Source organism: Amycolatopsis sp. NPDC102389 (genome assembly GCF_044765885.1).
In the GTDB taxonomy this organism is placed as follows: domain Bacteria; phylum Actinomycetota; class Actinomycetes; order Mycobacteriales; family Pseudonocardiaceae; genus Amycolatopsis.
The window spans coordinates 137627-155926 of sequence record NZ_JBIWKX010000010.1 but is presented as its reverse complement, the minus strand read 5'-3'; the positions used below and the strand labels follow the sequence as shown (position 1 = coordinate 155926).

At 68.6% G+C, this 18300-nt stretch carries 18 protein-coding genes and 6 tRNA genes; 13 read left to right on the top strand and 11 right to left on the bottom strand.

Translation table 11 applies throughout. The annotated features are described in order from the left end of the window. Positions 1–93: 93 nt before the first annotated feature. Positions 94–498, bottom strand: a complete 405-nt coding sequence (locus tag ACIRGA_RS12230) for an SsgA family sporulation/cell division regulator (protein ID WP_400939789.1) — start codon at positions 496–498, stop codon at positions 94–96. 204 nt (positions 499–702) lie between these two features. Further along, entirely contained in the window at positions 703–1176 is a 474-nt protein-coding gene (locus tag ACIRGA_RS12225; protein WP_400939787.1) for an Lrp/AsnC family transcriptional regulator, read from the bottom strand. Between the two features lie 191 nt (positions 1177–1367). Here ACIRGA_RS12225 and ACIRGA_RS12220 point away from each other — a divergent pair, with 191 nt between their 5' ends. After that, positions 1368–2366, top strand: a complete 999-nt coding sequence (locus ACIRGA_RS12220) for a beta-ketoacyl-ACP synthase III (RefSeq protein WP_400939784.1) — start codon at positions 1368–1370, stop codon at positions 2364–2366. On the opposite strand, the gene ACIRGA_RS12215 is transcribed toward ACIRGA_RS12220, so the two are convergent. Continuing rightward, positions 2353–3837 (bottom strand): adenylate/guanylate cyclase domain-containing protein, encoded by a 1485-nt coding sequence (locus tag ACIRGA_RS12215; protein ID WP_400939860.1) that lies wholly within the window; start codon positions 3835–3837, stop codon positions 2353–2355. The two genes, ACIRGA_RS12220 and ACIRGA_RS12215, sit on opposite strands and share 14 nt — an antisense overlap. An 84-nt stretch (positions 3838–3921) precedes the next feature. On the opposite strand from ACIRGA_RS12215, the gene ACIRGA_RS12210 reads away from it, so the two are divergent. Further along, positions 3922–4422, top strand: a complete 501-nt coding sequence (locus tag ACIRGA_RS12210) for an FBP domain-containing protein (protein ID WP_400939781.1) — start codon at positions 3922–3924, stop codon at positions 4420–4422. A gap of 51 nt (positions 4423–4473) precedes the next feature. On the opposite strand, the gene ACIRGA_RS12205 is transcribed toward ACIRGA_RS12210, so the two are convergent. Together ACIRGA_RS12205 and ACIRGA_RS12200 are read right to left on the bottom strand one after the other, a co-directional pair. Further along, positions 4474–5289 (bottom strand): class I SAM-dependent methyltransferase, encoded by an 816-nt coding sequence (locus ACIRGA_RS12205; protein WP_400939779.1) that lies wholly within the window; start codon positions 5287–5289, stop codon positions 4474–4476. A gap of 77 nt (positions 5290–5366) precedes the next feature. Beyond that, positions 5367–6059 (bottom strand): FadR/GntR family transcriptional regulator, encoded by a 693-nt coding sequence (locus tag ACIRGA_RS12200; protein ID WP_016330742.1) that lies wholly within the window; start codon positions 6057–6059, stop codon positions 5367–5369. 74 nt (positions 6060–6133) lie between these two features. Here ACIRGA_RS12200 and ACIRGA_RS12195 point away from each other — a divergent pair, with 74 nt between their 5' ends. From ACIRGA_RS12195 to ACIRGA_RS12185, 3 genes are all read left to right on the top strand, one after another. Continuing rightward, complete coding sequence (locus ACIRGA_RS12195) at positions 6134–6760, top strand: GNAT family N-acetyltransferase (RefSeq protein WP_400939857.1); 627 nt, start codon at positions 6134–6136, stop codon at positions 6758–6760. Next, entirely contained in the window at positions 6761–7105 is a 345-nt protein-coding gene (locus tag ACIRGA_RS12190; protein WP_400939778.1) for a VOC family protein, read from the top strand. Between the two features lie 87 nt (positions 7106–7192). Then, on the top strand, positions 7193–7954 hold the full coding sequence (locus ACIRGA_RS12185) for a sulfite exporter TauE/SafE family protein (protein WP_240596134.1): 762 nt from the start codon (positions 7193–7195) through the stop codon (positions 7952–7954). A gap of 46 nt (positions 7955–8000) precedes the next feature. Here ACIRGA_RS12185 and hisC read toward each other — a convergent pair whose 3' ends face one another. Further along, on the bottom strand, positions 8001–9056 hold the full coding sequence (gene hisC, locus ACIRGA_RS12180) for a histidinol-phosphate transaminase (protein ID WP_400939776.1): 1056 nt from the start codon (positions 9054–9056) through the stop codon (positions 8001–8003). A gap of 97 nt (positions 9057–9153) precedes the next feature. On the opposite strand from hisC, the gene ACIRGA_RS12175 reads away from it, so the two are divergent. From ACIRGA_RS12175 to ACIRGA_RS12140, 8 genes are all read left to right on the top strand, one after another. Then, positions 9154–9786, top strand: coding sequence for a dienelactone hydrolase family protein (locus ACIRGA_RS12175; protein WP_400939774.1), 633 nt, complete (start codon positions 9154–9156; stop codon positions 9784–9786). A gap of 66 nt (positions 9787–9852) precedes the next feature. Beyond that, positions 9853–10314, top strand: a complete 462-nt coding sequence (locus ACIRGA_RS12170; protein ID WP_400939772.1) for a hypothetical protein — start codon at positions 9853–9855, stop codon at positions 10312–10314. Then, positions 10314–11444, top strand: a complete 1131-nt coding sequence (locus ACIRGA_RS12165; protein ID WP_400939769.1) for a PPE domain-containing protein — start codon at positions 10314–10316, stop codon at positions 11442–11444. The genes ACIRGA_RS12170 and ACIRGA_RS12165 overlap by 1 nt, the downstream gene beginning before the upstream one ends. Next, the gene (locus tag ACIRGA_RS12160; RefSeq protein WP_400939767.1) at positions 11444–12205 is read left to right on the top strand and encodes an ESX secretion-associated protein EspG; all 762 of its coding nucleotides are present in this window, start codon (positions 11444–11446) and stop codon (positions 12203–12205) included. Before ACIRGA_RS12165 ends, ACIRGA_RS12160 begins: the two co-directional genes overlap by 1 nt. Positions 12206–12224: 19 nt before the next feature. Then, entirely contained in the window at positions 12225–14201 is a 1977-nt protein-coding gene (locus tag ACIRGA_RS12155; protein WP_400939765.1) for an acetoacetate--CoA ligase, read from the top strand. Between the two features lie 30 nt (positions 14202–14231). Then, the gene (locus tag ACIRGA_RS12150; RefSeq protein ID WP_400939762.1) at positions 14232–15881 is read left to right on the top strand and encodes a phosphatidylglycerol lysyltransferase domain-containing protein; all 1650 of its coding nucleotides are present in this window, start codon (positions 14232–14234) and stop codon (positions 15879–15881) included. Between the two features lie 65 nt (positions 15882–15946). After that, positions 15947–16036 (top strand) — tRNA-Ser (locus ACIRGA_RS12145). Between the two features lie 42 nt (positions 16037–16078). Beyond that, positions 16079–16152: transfer RNA gene (locus tag ACIRGA_RS12140), tRNA-Arg, on the top strand. Positions 16153–16222: 70 nt separating this feature from the next. Here ACIRGA_RS12140 and ACIRGA_RS12135 read toward each other — a convergent pair. The 5 genes from ACIRGA_RS12135 to ACIRGA_RS12115 all read right to left on the bottom strand — a co-directional run bounded on the left by ACIRGA_RS12135 (position 16223) and on the right by ACIRGA_RS12115 (position 17946). Beyond that, positions 16223–16858 (bottom strand): HNH endonuclease, encoded by a 636-nt coding sequence (locus ACIRGA_RS12135; RefSeq protein ID WP_400939760.1) that lies wholly within the window; start codon positions 16856–16858, stop codon positions 16223–16225. A 636-nt stretch (positions 16859–17494) separates the two neighbouring features. Then, positions 17495–17569 (bottom strand) — tRNA-Cys (locus tag ACIRGA_RS12130). Between the two features lie 15 nt (positions 17570–17584). Then, positions 17585–17656: transfer RNA gene (locus tag ACIRGA_RS12125), tRNA-Arg, on the bottom strand. A gap of 3 nt (positions 17657–17659) precedes the next feature. After that, positions 17660–17748, bottom strand: a tRNA-Ser gene (locus ACIRGA_RS12120). Between the two features lie 124 nt (positions 17749–17872). Further along, a tRNA-Arg gene (locus ACIRGA_RS12115) sits at positions 17873–17946 on the bottom strand. Between the last annotated feature and the right edge of the window lie 354 nt (positions 17947–18300).

Sequence of the window (18300 nt, the reverse complement as noted above, 5' to 3'; positions counted from 1 at the left end):
CCGGTCGGCGGGGGACCGCGCACAGGACGAAGGGCGGACCGAGTGCCTCCAGCGCACTCGGGCCGCCCTTCGTTTTCGTGCCGCGGGAAAGTTCTAGACGTTGCTGATCTCCTCGATGAGCGCCTCGACGTCGAAGTGCTCGCTCTCGGAGCCGAACGGGACCAGCTCGTAGGTGGACTCGAGGAACGTCTCCACGTCCTCACGCTCGAGCTCGAACGACGCATAGCCGTCCGGTGACTCGATTTCGAGCGTCAGCATCGCCTCGTCCTCCGAGAGGTCGGGGCGGACGCGGACGTCGCCGAGCCCGGTGGGGTCGGTGAGACCCTCGGCGAGCAGCTCACGCGCGAAGGTCCACTCGACCCACCGGCCGCGCTCGGTCCGGAACGCCACGGTGACCGCGAAGGGTTCACCGGCGTGGAAGGACAGGCGGGAGAGAACGGGCGTGCTGCTGTTGTTCAGCAGAACGAACTGGCTCTGGTGAATTGCGTCGGTGTGCACGGCCACTCCTCGGTGCTCGTGGTTCGCGCGGCGCGAACTTTTCGTCTCGGGGAGGAGATGGCCGGACGCGCGCCGGATGACGCGACTGTCGCCACGTTCACGCTATCGGCTGCATCTGTCCATAGTGGTGTAACGCCGGGCACAGACCCCTTGCGTTCGGGTCGATACCCGTGGTGACGAAGTCGCGGAGTCCTTTTTGGACCCTCAGGGCTCCAGCGGCAGGGACAGCCCGGTCTTCACCCGGTCCATCGCCACCGACGTCGTGAAGTGCCGGACGTTCGGGTTGTCGAAGAACATCCGCCGCGTGAACGTCTCGAAATCCGCCATGTCCCGGCAGGTCACCACGAGCACGAAGTCGGCGTTGCCGGTGACGTAGTAGCACTGCTGGACGTTGTCGTCCGCGAGCACCTGACGGCGGAACCCGTCGAGGACCGCGAGGTTCTCCCGTTCCATCTCGACCATCACCACGAACGTCATCGACAGCCCGAGCGCCCGCGGCGACAGCACCGCCACCTCGCGTTCGATCACCCCGGCCTCGCGCAGCCGCTTGATCCGCCGCTGCACGGCCGCCGCCGACAGGCCCACCTTCGCGCCGATGTGCTCGGCGATCGTGCGAGCGTCGGACTGAAGGCAGGCGAGGATGGCGACGTCCAGGCTGTCGAGGTCGGGTGTGTGCACCAGGTCAGGCTAACCGGACGGCTCTCCCCGGCGCCTGTTCTTTGATCGCGGCGCCACGCGGCGTGGGTCACGCCCGAGGAAGATGAGAATTCTTTGAATTGTGACCCGGAACACAACTGACGGGTCTACTGAATGGTAGCGCTTACAAGTGAATGGCAGACCTCTCATTTCCCCCGCGAAAGGATTTCTTGGTGCCCTCATCTCAGGCGGCCGTTCTCGCCGGTCTCGGCTCTTGGCTGCCTCCGCGCGTGGTGGGCAACGAGGAGATCGCCCAGCGGCTGGACACCTCCGATGAGTGGATCCGCTCGCGCACCGGCATCGCCGAGCGCCGGGTCGTCGATCCCGGGACGTCCACTGTGGATCTCGCCGTCGAGGCGGGGCGACGGGCGCTGGCCTCGGCGGGGGAGACCGAAGCGGACGCGGTCGTGCTCGCGACGTCGACCGCCGACCAGCTGTGCCCGGCCAGCGCGCCGCAGGTCGCGACGAAGCTCGGGCTGAACGGCGTCGCCGCGTTCGACGTCAACGCCGTGTGCAGCGGGTTCGTCTACGGGCTCGCCACCGGCGCCGGGCTGATCGCCGCCGGCATCGCGCGGCGGGTGCTGGTGATCGGCGCCGACGTCTTCACCTCGCTCATCGACCCGGAAGACCGCGGCACGGTGCCGATCTTCGGCGACGGCGCGGGCGCCGTCCTGCTGCGCGCGGGTGACCCCGGCGAACTCGGCGCGCTCGGCGCGTTCGACCTGCACAGCGAAGGCGAACTCGCGGAACTGCTCTGGGTCGAGGCGGGTGGCGCGAAGAACCGACGCTCGGACGACCCGCGTGACCACTATCTGGTGATGCAGGGCCAGACCGTGTTCCGGCACGCCTGCGCCCGGATGGTCCAGTCGGCGCGCGCGGTGCTGGATTCCGCGGGCTGGACGGTCGGCGACATCGACCGGTTCATCGGGCACCAGGCGAACATCCGCATCCTGCAGACCTGCGCGAAGCAGCTCGGGCTGGCGGAGGACGTCATGTACTCGAACATCGAAAAGGTCGGCAACACGAGCGCGGCGTCGATCCCGATCGCGCTGGCCGACGCGGCCAAGGACGGGTCGCTCCAGCCGGGGCACCGCGTCGTGATGGGGGCCTTCGGGGCCGGGCTGACCTGGGGCTCGACTGCGCTGCGCTGGCCGGACGTCATTCCGGGCTGAGCGCGCTCGCCTCCCAGGCGTGCGTCGGCTCCTGGCGCCCGCGCAGCTCGAGCTCCGCGTACGGCTCCCAGTGCGAGCGCTCGCTCTCCAAAGCCGCTTTGAGCACCGCTTCGCTCGCCAGGATCCGGCCGTCGGCGGATTTCGCGTACTCGGTCAGGCGCGCGGCCTCGTTCACCGCGTCGCCGATGACGGTGTACTCGAACCGGCTGCTGGTGCCCAGCTGACCGGCGAACACCCGCCCGCTCGCGACCCCGATCCCGAGGTCCAGCTCGCCGGTCTCCTGGACGGCGTCCCGGATCGCCCGCGCGGCCGAAAGCGCGGCCGTCGGCGCGTCCGCGAGCCGGGTCGGGGCGCCGAAGACGCAGAGCGCGGCGTCACCCTGGAACTTGTTGACCAGCCCGCCCCGCGCCCCGACCGCGTGCACCACGCTGGTGAAGAACCGGTTGAGCATCTTCACCAGGTCTTCGGGCGGGGTGCGGCTCGCCAGGGCCGTCGAATCGACGACGTCGACGAACAGCGCCGTCACCTCGCGCACGTCACCCGAAAGGGAGGCGCCGTACTCGAGCGCGTGCCGCGCGACCTCGTCCCCGACGTGCCTGCCGAAGAGGTCCCGCATCCGTTCCTGCTCGCGCAGCCCGGCGGCGAGGTCGTTGACCGAGGTCTGCAGCAGGCCGATCTCACTGGAGTCGTCGACCTCGACGACGATCTCCTTGTTGCCGCGCGCGATCTCGTCGAGCGCTATCCGCAGCCGGTGCAACGGTGTCGCGACGGCCTTCGCGAGCAGGCCCGTCCCGATCGCGCCGACGCCCAGCCCGATCACCGAAAGCATGATCAGGCTCGCGACGTGGTCGCCCTGGCCGAGATCCGGCGGCGTGGCCACCAGCAGCACGCCGAGGAACGGGACACCGCTCGCCAGCGACCAGGTGACGACCACCCTGGTCAGCACGGTGACCTTGAGCGTCCCCTTCGGCGGGGTCACCTTGAGCGCGATCGTCATCACCGGCCGGGCGACCCATTCCGCGGCGAGATAGGTGAGGCCGACCGTGGTCAGCCCGCCGAGCCCGATGACCAGCGCCATCCCGAGCGCGTCCATCCAGGACCCGAGCACCCGCGCGAGTGAACCGAGCACGATGGTGCCGATCAGCCAGAGCGTCCCGCTCACGATCCCCATGTCGACCGGGAGCCGGAGCGCCCGCTCGGCCTCGGCCTTCGTCGGCGGGCGGCCGAAGACGAACCAGACCGCCGTGCGGCGCTGCAGCCACGCCGTCCACAAAGTGCCGACGATCAGCGACAGCGCCACGATCCCGGCCGCGGTGACGCCGAGGATCCAGCCGCGATCGCCGACCTCGCTCGGGAGGCCTTGCAGGAGCAGCAGCAACGCGACGACACCGGCACCGCACACACTGGACCCGACGCCGAGCGCGGCGAAACCGAGACTGGTCCTGAGCACCAGCCGGAACCGGCTCGACATCGTCTTCCCGCGCACCCGGTGATCGTATGACCTCCGGCGGAAAACGGTTCGCCAGTTCCCGGGCGCGGTGGTTACCGTGCGGGTATGGAACCGCTGGGCCAGGACGAGATCAGAGCGTCCTTCGTGAACTGCACCCGAGGCGAGGCCAAGGGCGTCACGCTGCCCGCCCGGCCCGAGGAAATCCCTTGGGAGAAAAGGGAATTCCTCGGCTGGCGCGATCCGAAGGCCACCGCACGGGCGTATCTCGTGCTGCCGTACCGCGGGGAAACCGTCGGGCTGTCCCTGCGTGCCGCGCCCCGGCCGAAGGGCCGTGTCCTGCTGAGCAACATGTGCGGCCTGTGCACGACGACACATCCGCTGTCCGACATCGCGCTGTTCTCCGGCCGCCGCGCCGGGAAGCTCGGGCGCGAGGGGAACACGCTCGGCATCTACGCGTGCGCGAATCTGGCGTGCAGCCAGTACATCCGCGGCGAGCTGAAGCCGGACGTGCCGCAGCCGGCGGAAACGCTGTCGCTGGAGGAGCGCGTCTTCCGGCTGGAGGACAAGCTGCACCGGTTCGTCGAGCGGGTACTCGAGTCCCGCTGACGTGCCCTGCGGTAGAACGCATTTAGAGGACTAAATGCGTTCTACAGCGCCTCAGAACCGGAACCGCAGGATCCGCCCCATCTTCTTGAACGCCGGGAACAGCCCCGCGACCCACAGCTGCGCCCGCATCGACCCGGAGAGCCGGTCCTTCACCTCGGGTGTCGCGTAGTCCGTCGAGTCGAGCTTCGACACCAGCGTCAGCCCGAGCCGTTCCAATTCGGCGATCTCGTCGATGCCCCAGTACAGCGTCGCGTTGGCTTTCCGGACCACGGGATTCAGCTTCTGCAGTTTGATTCCCAGCCTGCTGAAGACGTCGAAGACCATTTCGCCGCCCTGGGGGAAATGCGCGATCAGCCGCCGCAGCAATTCCTCGCCTTCGGACGGCCGCAGGTACATTGTCAGCCCCTCCGCGATCACCAGACCGGGTTTGTCCGACGGGATCTCGTCGATCCAGCCGAAGTCCGTCACGGACGAGCCGATGGTCCGGTACCCGTCCCGGTCGGGGTAGATCCGGGCGCGCAGGCCGACGACCTCGGGGTAGTCGACGTCGAACCACCGCACCGAAGGCGGCGGGTCGACGCGGTACACGCGGCTGTCCATCCCGCAGCCGAGCTGGACGACGGTCGCGTCCGGATGCTTCCGGAGGAATTCCGAGGCCCAGTCGTCCATCGGCTTGGCCCGCAGCGCGACGGTCAGGCCCATGTCCTCGGTGACGCCGAGCGAGCCGAAGTCGAAGTCGATCTGCTTGACGGCCTCGTCGGCGGCCTTGTCGCCGAGGATCGGCCGGTCGCCGCGGGCGTCGAGCGCCCGGCCGTACAGCGTGGCGAGCATCGTCGCCTTCTCTTCGGTGAACCGGACCTTCTCCACCGCACACCCCCGTCAGAAGTTTCAAAACCTTCTGAAAACTCTACTCGTGCGGATCCGCGAGCGCCATCAAGGGAACGTCAATCCCCGGTCGTGTAGTCGTGGACGTAGGTCTTGGCGTCGAGTAGATGCCGCAGGGTGATCTCCCGCGCGGCCGCCGCGTCCGAACGGCGGATCGCTTCGAGGATCGCGCGATGTTCGTCGACGGCCTTCCGGATCTGCCCCGGAAGCCGCAACGCCGCCCGCCGCTCCTCGCCGACCAGCGCGAGCACCGACCGCAGCAGATCGGTGACGTCGTCGTTGCCGGCGTTGCCCGCGATCACCCGGTGGAATTCGGCGTCGGCGGCGATCACGCGCAGCATGTCGCCGTCGGCGGCGGCCTGGTCCATCTCGTCGACGGTGCTTTCCAACCGGGCGAGCACCCGCGGCGTGTGTTCGAGCGCGAGCCGTTCGGCCAGGGTCGGCTCGACGGTGGTCCGCAGGTCGAAGAGCTTCTCGACCAGCTGCTCGTGTTCGGAGAACCAACCGCGCAGCGGCTGCTCGCCGAGGTTCTCGCGGACGTAGGTGCCCGAACCCGGCCGCACCTGCACGTAACCGATGGAGTCCAGCACCCGCAACGCCTGCCGCAGCGAACCGCGGCTGATCCCGAGCTGCTCGCAGAGCGCCCGTTCGGCGGGCAGTCTCGACCCGGCGGGGAGCCTGCCCGAGTCGATCATCGTGCGCAGATGATCGACGGTCGCACTCCACACCTGTTCGCGCTCGTCGTCGGCCACCGCGCCATCCTCGCAGGTTCGGCCGCTCGCCCGGGACTGTCGGTGGGCGATGCCATCATCGAACGATGACTGGGGTGGCAGGGCTGATCAAGGCATGGGTGCACGGCTGGGCGCTTTCCCGCGGCGTCGGGATCCCGGTGGCCGAACCGGACGGCTACCGGCTCGATGTCGGGCGCCCGGGGCATCGCGTGAGATACGTGCTGGCGGACGCCGGATCGGTCGCGCGCCGGGCGCGTTCGCTGACCGAGCCCGGAACGTGGTTGAAGGTGAGCGGTTCACGGGACGAAGTGGCGAAGACGGTGCCGCCGGAGTGGGAGGTCGGCCCGCCGGAGTACCTGATGAGCGCGCCGATCGCGCTGCGGCCCGTCATGGCCGCGCCCGAGCCGTACCGGGCGGAGCTGGTCGGCGACGGCGTCGTCACCGACGTCGTGGTGCGCGCGCCCGACGGTTCTCGTGCGGCCACCGGCCGGGTCGCGATAGCCGGCGGCACGGCGGTGATCGATCAGGTCGTCACGGAGCCCGAGCACCAGCGGCGAGGCCTGGGCAGATTCGTCATGCGCAGGCTCGACGAGGTGGCGGTCGCGGCCGGGGCGGAGCGAGCGGTCCTGGTCGCGACGGAGGAGGGACGCGCGTTGTACCTGACGCTCGGCTGGACGGTCGCCGCGGAGATCACCGCGGCGCATCTACCGGAGGAGAACTGAATGCCGGCGGTGTTCAAGGACATCTGTCTCGACGCGAACGACCACCAGGCCCTCGCCGACTGGTGGTGTGCAGCGATGGGCTACGTCCGCCGTCATCGGGACGGGCGGCCCGCCGAGTGGCCGGTCGCGATCGAGGATCCGGCCGGTCGCGGCCCGCTGATCTGGGTCAATCCGGTTCCCGAGGTCAAGACCGTGAAGAACCGCATGCACATCGACGTCTTCGGCTCGACGCCCGAGCTGGTCGCCGCCGGGGCGAAGCTCGTCCGGGCCAGGGACGGCGAAATCGAATGGGATCTCCTCGAGGACCCGGAAGGCAACGAGTTCTGCGTCTTCGCGCCGAACTAGACATATCGGGCTCGTTGAATGTTCGACTAGACACATCCGCAGCGCGAAAGGAGGTAACGGTGCTTAGGGTGCGGACGTGAGTGCTTTATGACGTGGTGGCACGCGGTCGTGATCTTCATCGCGGGGCTCTGGGCGGGCACCATCAACACGGTCGTCGGCTCGGGCACGCTGGTGACGTTCCCGGTTCTGGTCGCGCTCGGCTACTCGCCGCTGACGGCGACGACGTCCAACGCGATCGGCCTCGCCCCCGGCACGGTCAGCGGGGCGATCGGGTACCGGGAAGAGCTCAAGGGCTACTGGCCCCAGGTCGTCAAACTCGCCGTGGCGTCGTTCTTCGGCGCGATCTGCGGGACGATCCTGCTGCTCTCGTTGCCGAAGGACGCTTTCGAGACCGTCGTACCGGCGTTGGTCGGGCTCGCGGTGGTGCTCGTGATCGTCCAGCCGCGCGTGGCCGCCTGGGTCGCGAAGCGCCGCGAGGAGAACGGGAAGGTCCACAAGATCGGGCCGCTCCTGTTGTTCCTGATCTTCCTGATCGGCATCTACGGCGGATACTTCACGGCCGCGCAGGGCGTGATGATGGTGGCCGTCATGGGGATGCTGATGTCGGAGTCGCTGCAGCGGCTCAACGGCGTCAAGAACGCGCTTTCCGCCGTCGTGAACATCGTCGCGGGCACGATCTACGCGTTCATCGCGCCGGTCAGCTGGCCCGTGGTCGCGCTGCTCGCGGTCGGGTCGACGATCGGCGGCCAGCTCGGCGCGAAGATCGGCCGCAAGCTCTCGCCGAAGGTGCTGCGTGGCGTGATCGTCGTGGTCGGCGTCGCCGCGATGGTGCAGCTGCTCCTGAAATAGGAAAGCCCGCACTCCGTGGAGGAGTGCGGGCCGCCGCGAAGCCTTGTCAGCGCGGGAAATCCCCGGCCGCTTCGAGGAAGAGGTCGTTCTCCTCGGGCGTCCCGATGGTCACTCGCGCGCCTTCGCCCGCGAAGGGACGCACGATCAGCTTCCGTTCCAGGGCGTGCTCCGCGAACTCGGTCGTCCGCTCGCCCAGCGGCAGCCAGACGAAGTTCGCCTGCGTCTCCGGAACCTCGTAACCCTTGGCCACCAACGCATCCCGGACCCGGGTGCGTTCCGAGACGATCTCCTTGCAGCGTTCCAGCAGCTCATCGGCCGCGTCGAGGGAGGCGATGGCCGCCGCCTGGGCGATCATGTTCACCGAGAACGCGACGTAGACCTGCTTCAGCGCGACGGTGATCGCTTCCGGTGCCACGGCGTAGCCCACGCGAAGACCGGCGAGGCCGTACGCCTTCGAGAACGTCCGAAGCACCGCGACGTTGTCCCTGCCGCGCGCGAGTTCGACGCCGTCCGGCACCTCGGCGTCGGTCACGAACTCCTTGTACGCCTCGTCGAGCACGACGAGCACGCCCGAGGGCACGGCGTCGAGGAAGCGCTCGAGTTCCGCGCGCCGCACGACCGTCCCGGTCGGGTTGTTGGGGTTGCACACGAAGACCAGCCGCGTCTTGGGCGTGATCGCGGTAAGCATCGCGTCCAGGTCCAGCCCGTGCCCGGCCGTGAGTGGCACCTTCACGCTCACGGCGTTCGCGACCTGCGTGACGATCGGGTACGCCTCGAACGAACGCCACGGGAAGACGACCTCGTCCCCCGGGCCGCACAGCGCCTGGATCATTTGCTGGCAAAGGGAAACCGAACCGCAGCCGACGGCGATCCGCTCCACCGGCTCGTTCAGTTCACGGGCCAGCCGCTCGACGAGCGCGGAAGCCGTGATGTCCGGGTACCGGTTGATGCCCCGCGCCGTCTCGGCTATGGCCTGCGCCACACTCGGCAGCGGGCCACCGGGAACCTCGTTGCTCGCCAGCTTGATCGCGCCCTGGATTGTCCGGCCAGGGACGTACTTCGGCAACGATTCGAGATCCGCACGCGGCGAAACAGGTGACATCTTCGGCGCTCCTACGTCTGGGGGACGGCTCCGACACCGTATCCTCCCGCGCGAACGCAAGCTCCGAATATTTACCTAAGAGTGGTCTGATGGAGGAATGACCCTGACGACCACCGTGGAACATCAGCACGCCGACGGCCACACGCTGCGCCTGACCTTCGCCGAACCGGATGGTGTCGTCCGCGGCGGGCTCGTGGTGCTGCACGAGGAGGCCGAAGAGGTCGAAGAGGGTTTGGGGCTGCTCCTGGCCGGGCTCGCCGGCGAAGGCTGGCTCACCGTCACCCCGCATCTCGACCGGGACGACCTCACGCAGCAGGACCTGCTCGAAGCCACCGACGCGACGCTCTCCTGGCTCGCGGAGCGCGGTGTGCAAGCGGATCTCGTCGGTGTCGTCGGTTTCGACCTCGGTGGGACGGCCGCGCTGGTCGTGGCGTCGAACCGCAGGCTGGGCGCGGCGGTGAGCGTCGGCGGGCAGGGCGTCACCGGGCTGCCGGTGCTCGTCGAGATCGCTGGACGGCTCACCAGCCCGTGGCTCGGCATGTACGGCGACGCGGGTGACGAGGCCGGAGGCGCCGAGGTCGAGCAGCTGCGTGACGCGGCGGCGACGGCGGGCGTCGCGACGAACGTCGTCCACTACCCGGGCGCCAACCACCGCTTCGACGCCGATCCGGACGCGGCCGCGGAGGCCTGGCAGCGCACGTTGAATTGGTTCGACGCCCACCTGCGCTGAGCCCATTCGCGCTAGCATTCCCCTCAGGATGTGACAGGGGAGGGTCGAATGCCACAGTCGCCGAAGGTGCCAGCGACACCACAAGCCGCGTTCGGGGCTTCGGCTCCGGCGCTGGCTCCGGTGGCGGGCCAGATCCGGGACTCCAAGACCGATGCCAAGAAGGGCGCCGTCAAGGTCTCCGAGGACGCGGCCAAGAAGCTCGTCGACGCCCTGCTCAAGGCACGTCAGGAGCTCAACGCGCTGATCAAGGACTCGACGGAGTTCAACGCGCCGTTGAAGCTGGGCGACAACTTCATCGGTCACACGATGAGCGAGCGTTTCCAGGGCGCCGCGAACGAGGGCACCGAGGCCGCCGTGCCCGTTCTCAAGGACTTCGCGAAGGTCCTCAAGGACTTCCAGCTCACCGTGATGGCGGCGCGGAAGATGTACGTCGCCGCGGACGAGGAAGGCCAGGAGCAGCTCGAACGGGTCGCCCGCCGGTTCGACATGGAGGACATCGTCGGCCAGGAGTGGAAGGACGAGCACTGATGCGCATCCTGCCCATGCCTTGGCCGCCGCGGGAGCCCGAACCGCAGCCCGGCCCCGAGCACCTCAACGCCCACATCGACTGGATGAGCTACTCCCATCGAGAGCTCTACGCGATGGTCCACAACGAGCTCGACCTCGCGAGCGCGGAAGCCGTCGCCGCGCAGTGGACGAAGATCAGCGCCTTCCTCGACCGGGCGGGCACCGAGCTCAGGGCGGCCCTCGCCGCCACCGCCGACGGCTGGACGGGCGAGGGCGCGGACAGGGCCCGCGACGCCGCGGTCAAGCTCGTCGAGTGGGCGGGCGAGACGGCGTGGCGGGCGGAGAACGTCGCGAACTGCGTGCGCCGGCAGGCGGACATCGCCGACACCGCGCGCCGCACGATGCCCGAGCCGCCGGGATTCGCCCCGCGGCCCAAGGTGCCGGAGCCGCCGAGACGCCGTCCGATCCCGGTCTCCGATTCGACGCAGGCCATGTCGGCCTCGGCGCCGTCGGGATCCGGCTTCGCCGAAGCCGGGCGGATCGTCGCCGAACCGACCGACGAGCGCGCGCAGGACCTGCACCGTCAGGCCGCCGACGTGATGACGCGGATGCAGTTCAGCTCCGGCGAGGTCTACGAGAACGTCCCCAGCTTCACGTCGTACGGCAAACAGCCGAAGATCCTCGAGACACCCGAAGAGCCGAAACCGGAACCCGACCCGAAACCGGAACCGGAGCCGGTCCCGCCGCCGGACGACTCGACCCGCAGCAGCGGCGTCGACGACCCGGCTCCGATCCAGGTTCGGGAGCCGGTCGAGGCGCCGCGCACGCCGGGTGCGAGCAGCGGTGTCTACGTGCCACCGTCGCCCGGCACCGCCGGCGGAACCCACGAGCAGCTCGGTCAAGGCGGCCGGTCCGGCGTCGGGAGCTTCGGGCCTTCGGGGCAGCCTGGCCAACCGGCCGGGACGCGCGCCGCGGCCGCGGGCATGGGCGGCTTCGGCGGCATGCCGATGGGGATGGCGCCTTCGCAAGGACGGCAGGGCGAGGAGGACCACAAGGCGCCTGGCTACCTCGTCGAGGATTCCGACGTCTGGGGCCTCACCGGGCAGGTGACGCCGCCGGTCATCGGCGAGGACCCGAGGAGCGGTCGCTGATGGACTGGATCCGGCTGCACGTCGGCGAGCTGTTCCTGCTCTGGTCGGCGCACGGACGCGACGAACTGCCCGCGGTGCTGGAGGTCCCGCACGTCGGGCGGACACCGGAGTTCCGGGCGGAACTGGTGGCCACGGCGAGCGCGACACTGTCGGAACGCGGCCTCGGCACGGTGGACGCGCCCGCGCCCGAACTGCTCCGGCTGCTGCACACCGTCGCGAACAGCGAACTCACCCTCGACCTGCGGCTCGACGGCGATCCGGCGTACCGGGCGGTCGGCTGCGTGTCCGATCGCGGCGCCGTCGCGATCGGCGTTTCGGGCACCGACGTCGAGTTGTCGGCGCTGCGGGAGCCGCTCGTCGCCGCGACGCTGCTGCAGGCCTTGCCGCCGTGCGAGCAGGGGCGTGGCCTCTCGGTCAACCTGCGGGTCGACGACTACACGGCCGCTTGCGAGGCGGGGGAGCGCGGTGGGCAGCCGGCGTTCTCCGACGTCCTGCGCGACGCCGGCCTGCGGGAACCCGAGGTCATCGTGCTGACGAGGGTCGCGACGCAGCGGATCGGCAGCGGGCGGCTCGGCGCGGTCAGGAAGTCGTGGGAGGGCCGCTGGGTGCGCGGCGAAGGGACGTTGACCTGGGTGGACACCCCCGAAGGCCGCTACGGGCTCCGGCGCGAGCGGGGGTGGCTGACGGTCACCCCGCTCGACGCGTCGCGGTTGAAGTCGATGGCGTACGAGCTGTTCACGGGGGCTCGCCAAGCAGGTTAACGAGGGTTAACATCGCGGGGTGACGCACACCGCCGACGCCCCAGAAGTGCTCTGGCGCCCTGAGCCGAGCCGCCTGCCCGACACCAAGATCGACGCGTTCCGCCAGTGGCTGCGCACCGAACGCGGCGTGGAGGTCGACGACTACAACGCGCTGTGGGAGTTCTCCGTCCAGCGCGGGCCGGAGTTCTGGTCCGCCGTCGCGGAGTTCCTCGGCGTGCGCTGGCACGGCCGGCCCGGTGAGGTGCTCACCGGCGAGATGCCGAACGCGCGATGGTTCGAGGGCGGCACGCTGAACTACGCCGAGCACTCGCTCATGCCCGGTGTCGCGGGCGCCGCGAAGGCCGACGACGAGATCGCCGTGATCTTCCACCGCGAGGACGGCCTCTCGTCGCAGCTGACGTACGGCGCGTTGCGCTCCGCCGTCGCCGCCGCGCGTGAGGGGCTGCGCAAGCTCGGAGTGTCCAAAGGGGACAGGGTCGTCGCGCTGGCGCCGAACTGCCCGCAGACGCTGATCGCGTTCCTCGCCACCGCGAGCCTCGGCGCCGTCTGGTCGTCGTGCTCGCCGGACTTCGGTGTCCGCGCGGTCACCGACCGCTTCGCGCAGATCGAGCCGAAGGTGCTGATCGCGGTCAACGGCTATGTCTACAATGGACGGTGGTTCGACAGCCGGTCGACGGTGAACTCCTTGCGGGACGAGATCCCCACGCTCGAAGCGACCGTGCTCGTCGACTACGCCGGCGGCCGCCTCGACGGCACCCTCGACTGGGACGAGCTGCTCGCCGACAACGAGGGCGCGGAGCTGGCCTTCGAACCCGTCGACTTCGCCCACCCGCTGTGGGTCCTGTACTCCTCGGGGACCACCGGCCTGCCGAAGGGTATCGTCCACGGGCACGGCGGGATCGTCCTCGAGCACCTCAAAGCCCTTGCCCTGCAAAGCGATCTCGGCCCCGGCGATCGGTTCTTCTGGTTCACCACCACCGGCTGGATGATGTGGAACTTCCTCATCTCCGGCCTGCTGACCGGTACGACGATCGTGCTCTTCGACGGCAGCCCCGGCAGTCCGGACCTGAACGTGTTGTGGCACTTGGCCGAACAGCACCGCGTCACCTACTTCGGCACGTCGGCACCGTACATCCAGAGTTGTCTGAAGGCCGGCATCAAACCGGCCGAGCGGTTCGACCTGACGGCGTTGCGCGCCTTGGGATCCACCGGCGCGCCGCTGAGCGTCGAGGGCTTCCGGTGGATCGTCGACGAGGTGGGCAAACGTGTCCAGATCTGCTCGGTGTCCGGCGGCACGGACCTGTGCGCGGCGTTCGTCGCGTCGGCCCCGGACGTCCCCGTCTGGCTGGGCGAGCTTTCGGTCCGCGCGCTCGGCGCCGCCGTCGCCGCTTTCGACGAGAGCGGGAAGCCGGTGGTGGAGGCGGTCGGCGAACTGGTGATCACCGAGCCGATGCCGTCGATGCCGGTGTTCTTCTGGAACGACCCGGACGGCTCGCGGCTGCGCGAGGCGTATTTCGAGATGTACCCGGGGATCTGGCGGCACGGCGACTGGATCCGGATCACCGGCCGCGGTTCCGCCGTCATCTACGGACGCAGCGACTCGACGCTCAATCGCGGCGGCGTCCGGATGGGCACGGCCGAGTTCTACCGGGTCGTCGAGTCGTTCGACCAGGTCGCCGACTCGCTCGTGATCGACACTTCGGCCGCGGGCAACGAGGACGGGCAGCTGCTGTGCTTCCTCGTGCTGGCCGAGGGCGCGTCGCTCGACGAGGTCGAACCCGCGCTGCGCAAGGAACTGCGCGGAGCCCTCTCGCCGAGGCACGTGCCCGACCGGTTCGTCCAGGTGGGCGAGGTGCCCCGCACGCTCAACGGCAAGAAATGCGAGGTTCCGGTCAAGAAGATCCTTTCGGGGGTTTCACCCGACCGCGCGGTCAGCCGGGATGCCCTCCTGAACCCCGACGCCCTTGTACCGTTCATGGAGCTGGCAAGGAGCTGACGGGGGCGGGATTTGGCGGGTGCTCGGCGGGTGGCGGGTGCCACCTCGGTGGTGGCGATCACCTGGGTGACGCGGCTGGCCGGACTGCTGGCACTGATCTCGGTGCTGGTCCCGGCCGGGCGGCGCACCCTGCGCGGACATGTCGCCACCTGGCTGGAACTGCCGCACGAGGCCACGGTCGGCGCGGCGACCGTCGCGCTGGTGACCGGCGTGCTGCTCATGTTGCTCGCCACCGGTCTCAAACGGCGGAAGCGCCGAGCCTGGCAACTGGCCGTCGCCGCCGCCGCGCTGCTGACGGTGTCGCACCTCGGGCTCCGGCACACCCTCGGCGCCGGGCTCGTGTCGCTCGCGCTGCTGATCGCCCTGATCGCGACGCGGCGGTACTTCATCGCGCTCCCCGATCCGGTGACCGGCCGGTGGCGCGCGGTCCGGGTCTTCCTGCAACTGACGGTGGCCGGGATCGTGATCAACTTCGCGCTGCTGTCGGTCGCGCTCGCCCCCTTGAGCGTCGGCGACCGCCTGGCGCAGTCGACGCTGGCGCTGGTCGGCGTGAGCGGCCCGGTGGTGTTCCCCGCGCTGTGGCTGGAAGACCTGTCGGCGGCCGTCGGCCTGCTGTTCGGGATCGGCGCGGTGCTGCTGGCGGCGTACTTCCTGCTCCGCTCGGCCGAACCCGCGCCGGAGCTGACCGACGAAGAGGTCGAGCGGCTCAAGGGGCTGCTGGGGGAGCGGGACTCGCTCGGGTACTTCGCCCTGCGCCGGGACAAGTTCGTGGTGTTCTCGAAGTCGGGGAAGGCCGCGGTGACCTATCGGGTGATCGCCGGGGTCGCGCTGTGCTCGGCCGACCCGCTCGGTGACCCGGAAGCGTGGCCCGGCGCGATCGAGGAGTATCTGGAGGTCTGCCGGCGGTACGCCTGGACCCCGGCGACCATGGGCTGCTCGGAACTGGGCGCGACCGTCTGGGCACGCTTCGGGCTCGAAGTACTGGAGATCGGCGACGAGGCCGTCGTCGACACCGACTCCTTCACTCTCGAAGGGCGCGTCATGCGCGGAGTCCGCCAAGCCGTCTCACGCACGAAGCGCGCCGGCTACACCGCGCGCATCCGGAAAGCCGAAGACTTGCCTGTCGCCGAGTTGGACGAACTCCGCGCCCTCGCGGCCACCTGGCGCGGCACGGACACGGAACGCGGCTTCTCGATGGCGCTCGGCCGCATGGGCGACCCGGGCTCGGTCCTGGTGACCGCCGAGCACGACGGACAGGTGCGCGGAGTCCTCCAGTTCGTCCCCTGGGGCGAGAAAGGCCTGTCGCTGGACGTCATGCGCCGCGACCGGACCGCCGACAACGGCGTCAACGAACTGATGATCTCCGAACTCCTCCTGACCACCCCCGCCCAGCACGTCTCCCTGAACTTCGCCGCCTTCCGCGCGGTGCTGGAGCAAGGCCAACGCATCGGCGCCGGCCCCGTCGCCCGCCTGTCCGCCCGGACATTGCGATTCTTCTCACGCTGGATCCAGATCGAGACCCTCTACCGCTTCAACGCGAAGTTCCAGCCGCGCTGGGTCCCGCGCTACTTGGCTTACCCCGCGGCCCGCGACCTCCCCCGCGTCGGCGTCGCCGTCTTCGAAGCCGAAGGACTCGGCGGACGCCCATCCGGCCTGCTCAGAGCCCTGCGACGCGCCTAAGGGGGGTGCCTTCCAAGGGGGGCAGGAGGGTGTGTAACCTATTTGAGCAGTGGTCGTTGGGCCTGGGAGGCTTCGCCTAGTCTGGTCTATGGCGCCGCACTGCTAATGCGGTTGGGGGTAACCCCCCCTCCCGGGTTCAAATCCCGGAGCCTCCGCTGGTACCTGTTCCGGCAGGTGCTAGATTGACAACTGAACAAGCGCCCGTAGCTCAGCTGGATAGAGCATCTGACTACGGATCAGAAGGTCAGGGGTTCGAATCCCTTCGGGCGCACGTCTGGTTGAGACAGCACTAAGGCCCTCCCGTTCGCGGGAGGGCCTTTTTGTCTGTCCGTTGTGGACTCTTACTGGTCGGCCTTGTGGTGCAGTTCGACAGCCCTGGTGCGGAAGTAGCGCTTGATGGCCGCTCGGTTTGCCCCTCGGGTCTTCGCCGCGTGACAGTTAGGACATAGCGCGATCATGACTGACGGGTGATCAAGCCCGTTGAGTGCGAGATCGTCTACGTGGTCCACTTCGAGGATCGACTCGCCACCAGGTGCGGTGTCGAAGGGCATGCCTGTGCACTTGTCATTTTCGCAGTCGCCGTCCGCACGGACGAGCACTGCATCACGTACGGCCCGACTGCGGGGATAGAGATTTCGGGTTCCCTTGGACGGCTTGCGTCCACCGCGACCAGCCTTCGATGACTTATCGATGAGGCGAAGGTAGTCCCGGTAGGTTTTCCTTCGCTGGCTGCTCGTGGCGTTCTTGTCTGGCGGTTGCGGCGGAGGTGTGTCCTTGATGTCTCCGTCGTCAATGAGCTTGCGCACACGATCTGGCCAAGTGGCTAGCTCGGGGCCGGGGACCGCCATCACTTGGAACGCATACTCGAGACGGAGTTCTTTGTTGTTGTCAGGTGACCACACCTGCGTTCGGCTGAGGATTGCTACCCACGTAGTGAACTTGAAGGTGCCGCCCGCCGGGCGGTACCAGTACCGCACCGCCTCAAGATTTCTGCGAGCGGTATCGAGTGCCTTGTTGCCTCGAAGCAGCTTCTGGTTGCCCTCGCGCCCCTCGCCGCGATATTCAAAAGGGTTCAGTGCGTCTGGTGGTTCGTCGGCGTACGGCCCCTCTTCGTCTGAGAAAATGTTGAGGGCATCGTCGCCAAGAAACGGTGTGATCCCGGCGACCCCGTTGCCGCCAAAGGTGTTTCGGATGGCGGTTCGGTTGGGGTACTCCGCCCCCAGTAGTGGAGGCCATAGCCGGGCTGTTGTGGAGCTCGCGAAGCCAAGTCGACCGAGGCGGTGTGCTGCGGCTTCTCCGGTGAGATCGGAGACGGGAGTCTGTCGCGGTCTGGGTACTGGACCTCGTACGCGAGACTGGCGACTTTCTCGGCGTGGTAGTACTTGCCGTCGAGTTCAAGGACGAAGGCACGAGTGAACCCGGCCCCGGACGCTCCTGGGTCGATGACATCGCACTGCTGTACTGCCTTGAGTACCGCGTCGCGACTCGTGAGCTCCTTCAAGGACACCTGGATACCCCCATTCGAACGTACGTCCGAATGTAGCGCAGAAGCTTGCGGCGGTGGAACTCTATTGCCACCTACGCAACTGTGTCGCCAGATGGTCACTCTGCGATGGAGACCCACCCGGGAGTCGAACCCGGAGTCCAACGGCTTTGCAGGCCGCCGCACGACCGTCGTGAAGTGGGCCAAGTTCGGGCCGTCGTGCCCTCGGCAGGAGTCGAACCTGCATTCCCGGCTTCGGACGCCGGCGTCGTATCCGTTGGACCACGAGGGCTTGCGGAGGATGCAGGATTCGAACCTGCGCGACGCTCTCGCGCCGACCACCGTTTTCGGGACGGTTGCCTTACCGGACTCGGCCAATCCTCCGTGCTGTGCTGCTAGTCGGACACCCGCGAGTCGAACGCGGTGACTCCTGATCCCAAATCAGGCGGGGTCGCCAGTGCCCCTCGCATCCGTCGACCGGCGTATCCCCCTCCGATACGCCGACCAGTACCCCCGCCAGGATTCGAACCTGGGACCTCCGCATTCGTAGTGCGGCGCTCTGTCCACCTGAGCTACAGGGGTGAGGTGGAGACGAGTGCACGCCTCCACCGGCGCTCGTCCTGGCTGCCTCTTTCGGCGACGGGGACGAGCTTTGGGAAAAGTTTTCTGTTATCAAGGTTCGCGCTGAATAGGCAGCGTCGAGCACCGGCGGGAGGAGTCGAACCCCCTGGATGCGGTTTTGGAGGCCGTTCCGCTTCCCAAGCTCGCCGATAAGGAATTGCTTTGCGCAGCAAAAAGAGAAGCCGCCCGGATCAGTTTCCTGATGGGCGGCTCCCTGGCATCACACGCGCTATGGCGTCATGATGGGGAGCCCTCGTCGACCAGAACTCGCTGGTCAGACCGGCATGAACGTCGCCAGGAACAGCGCGACGGACA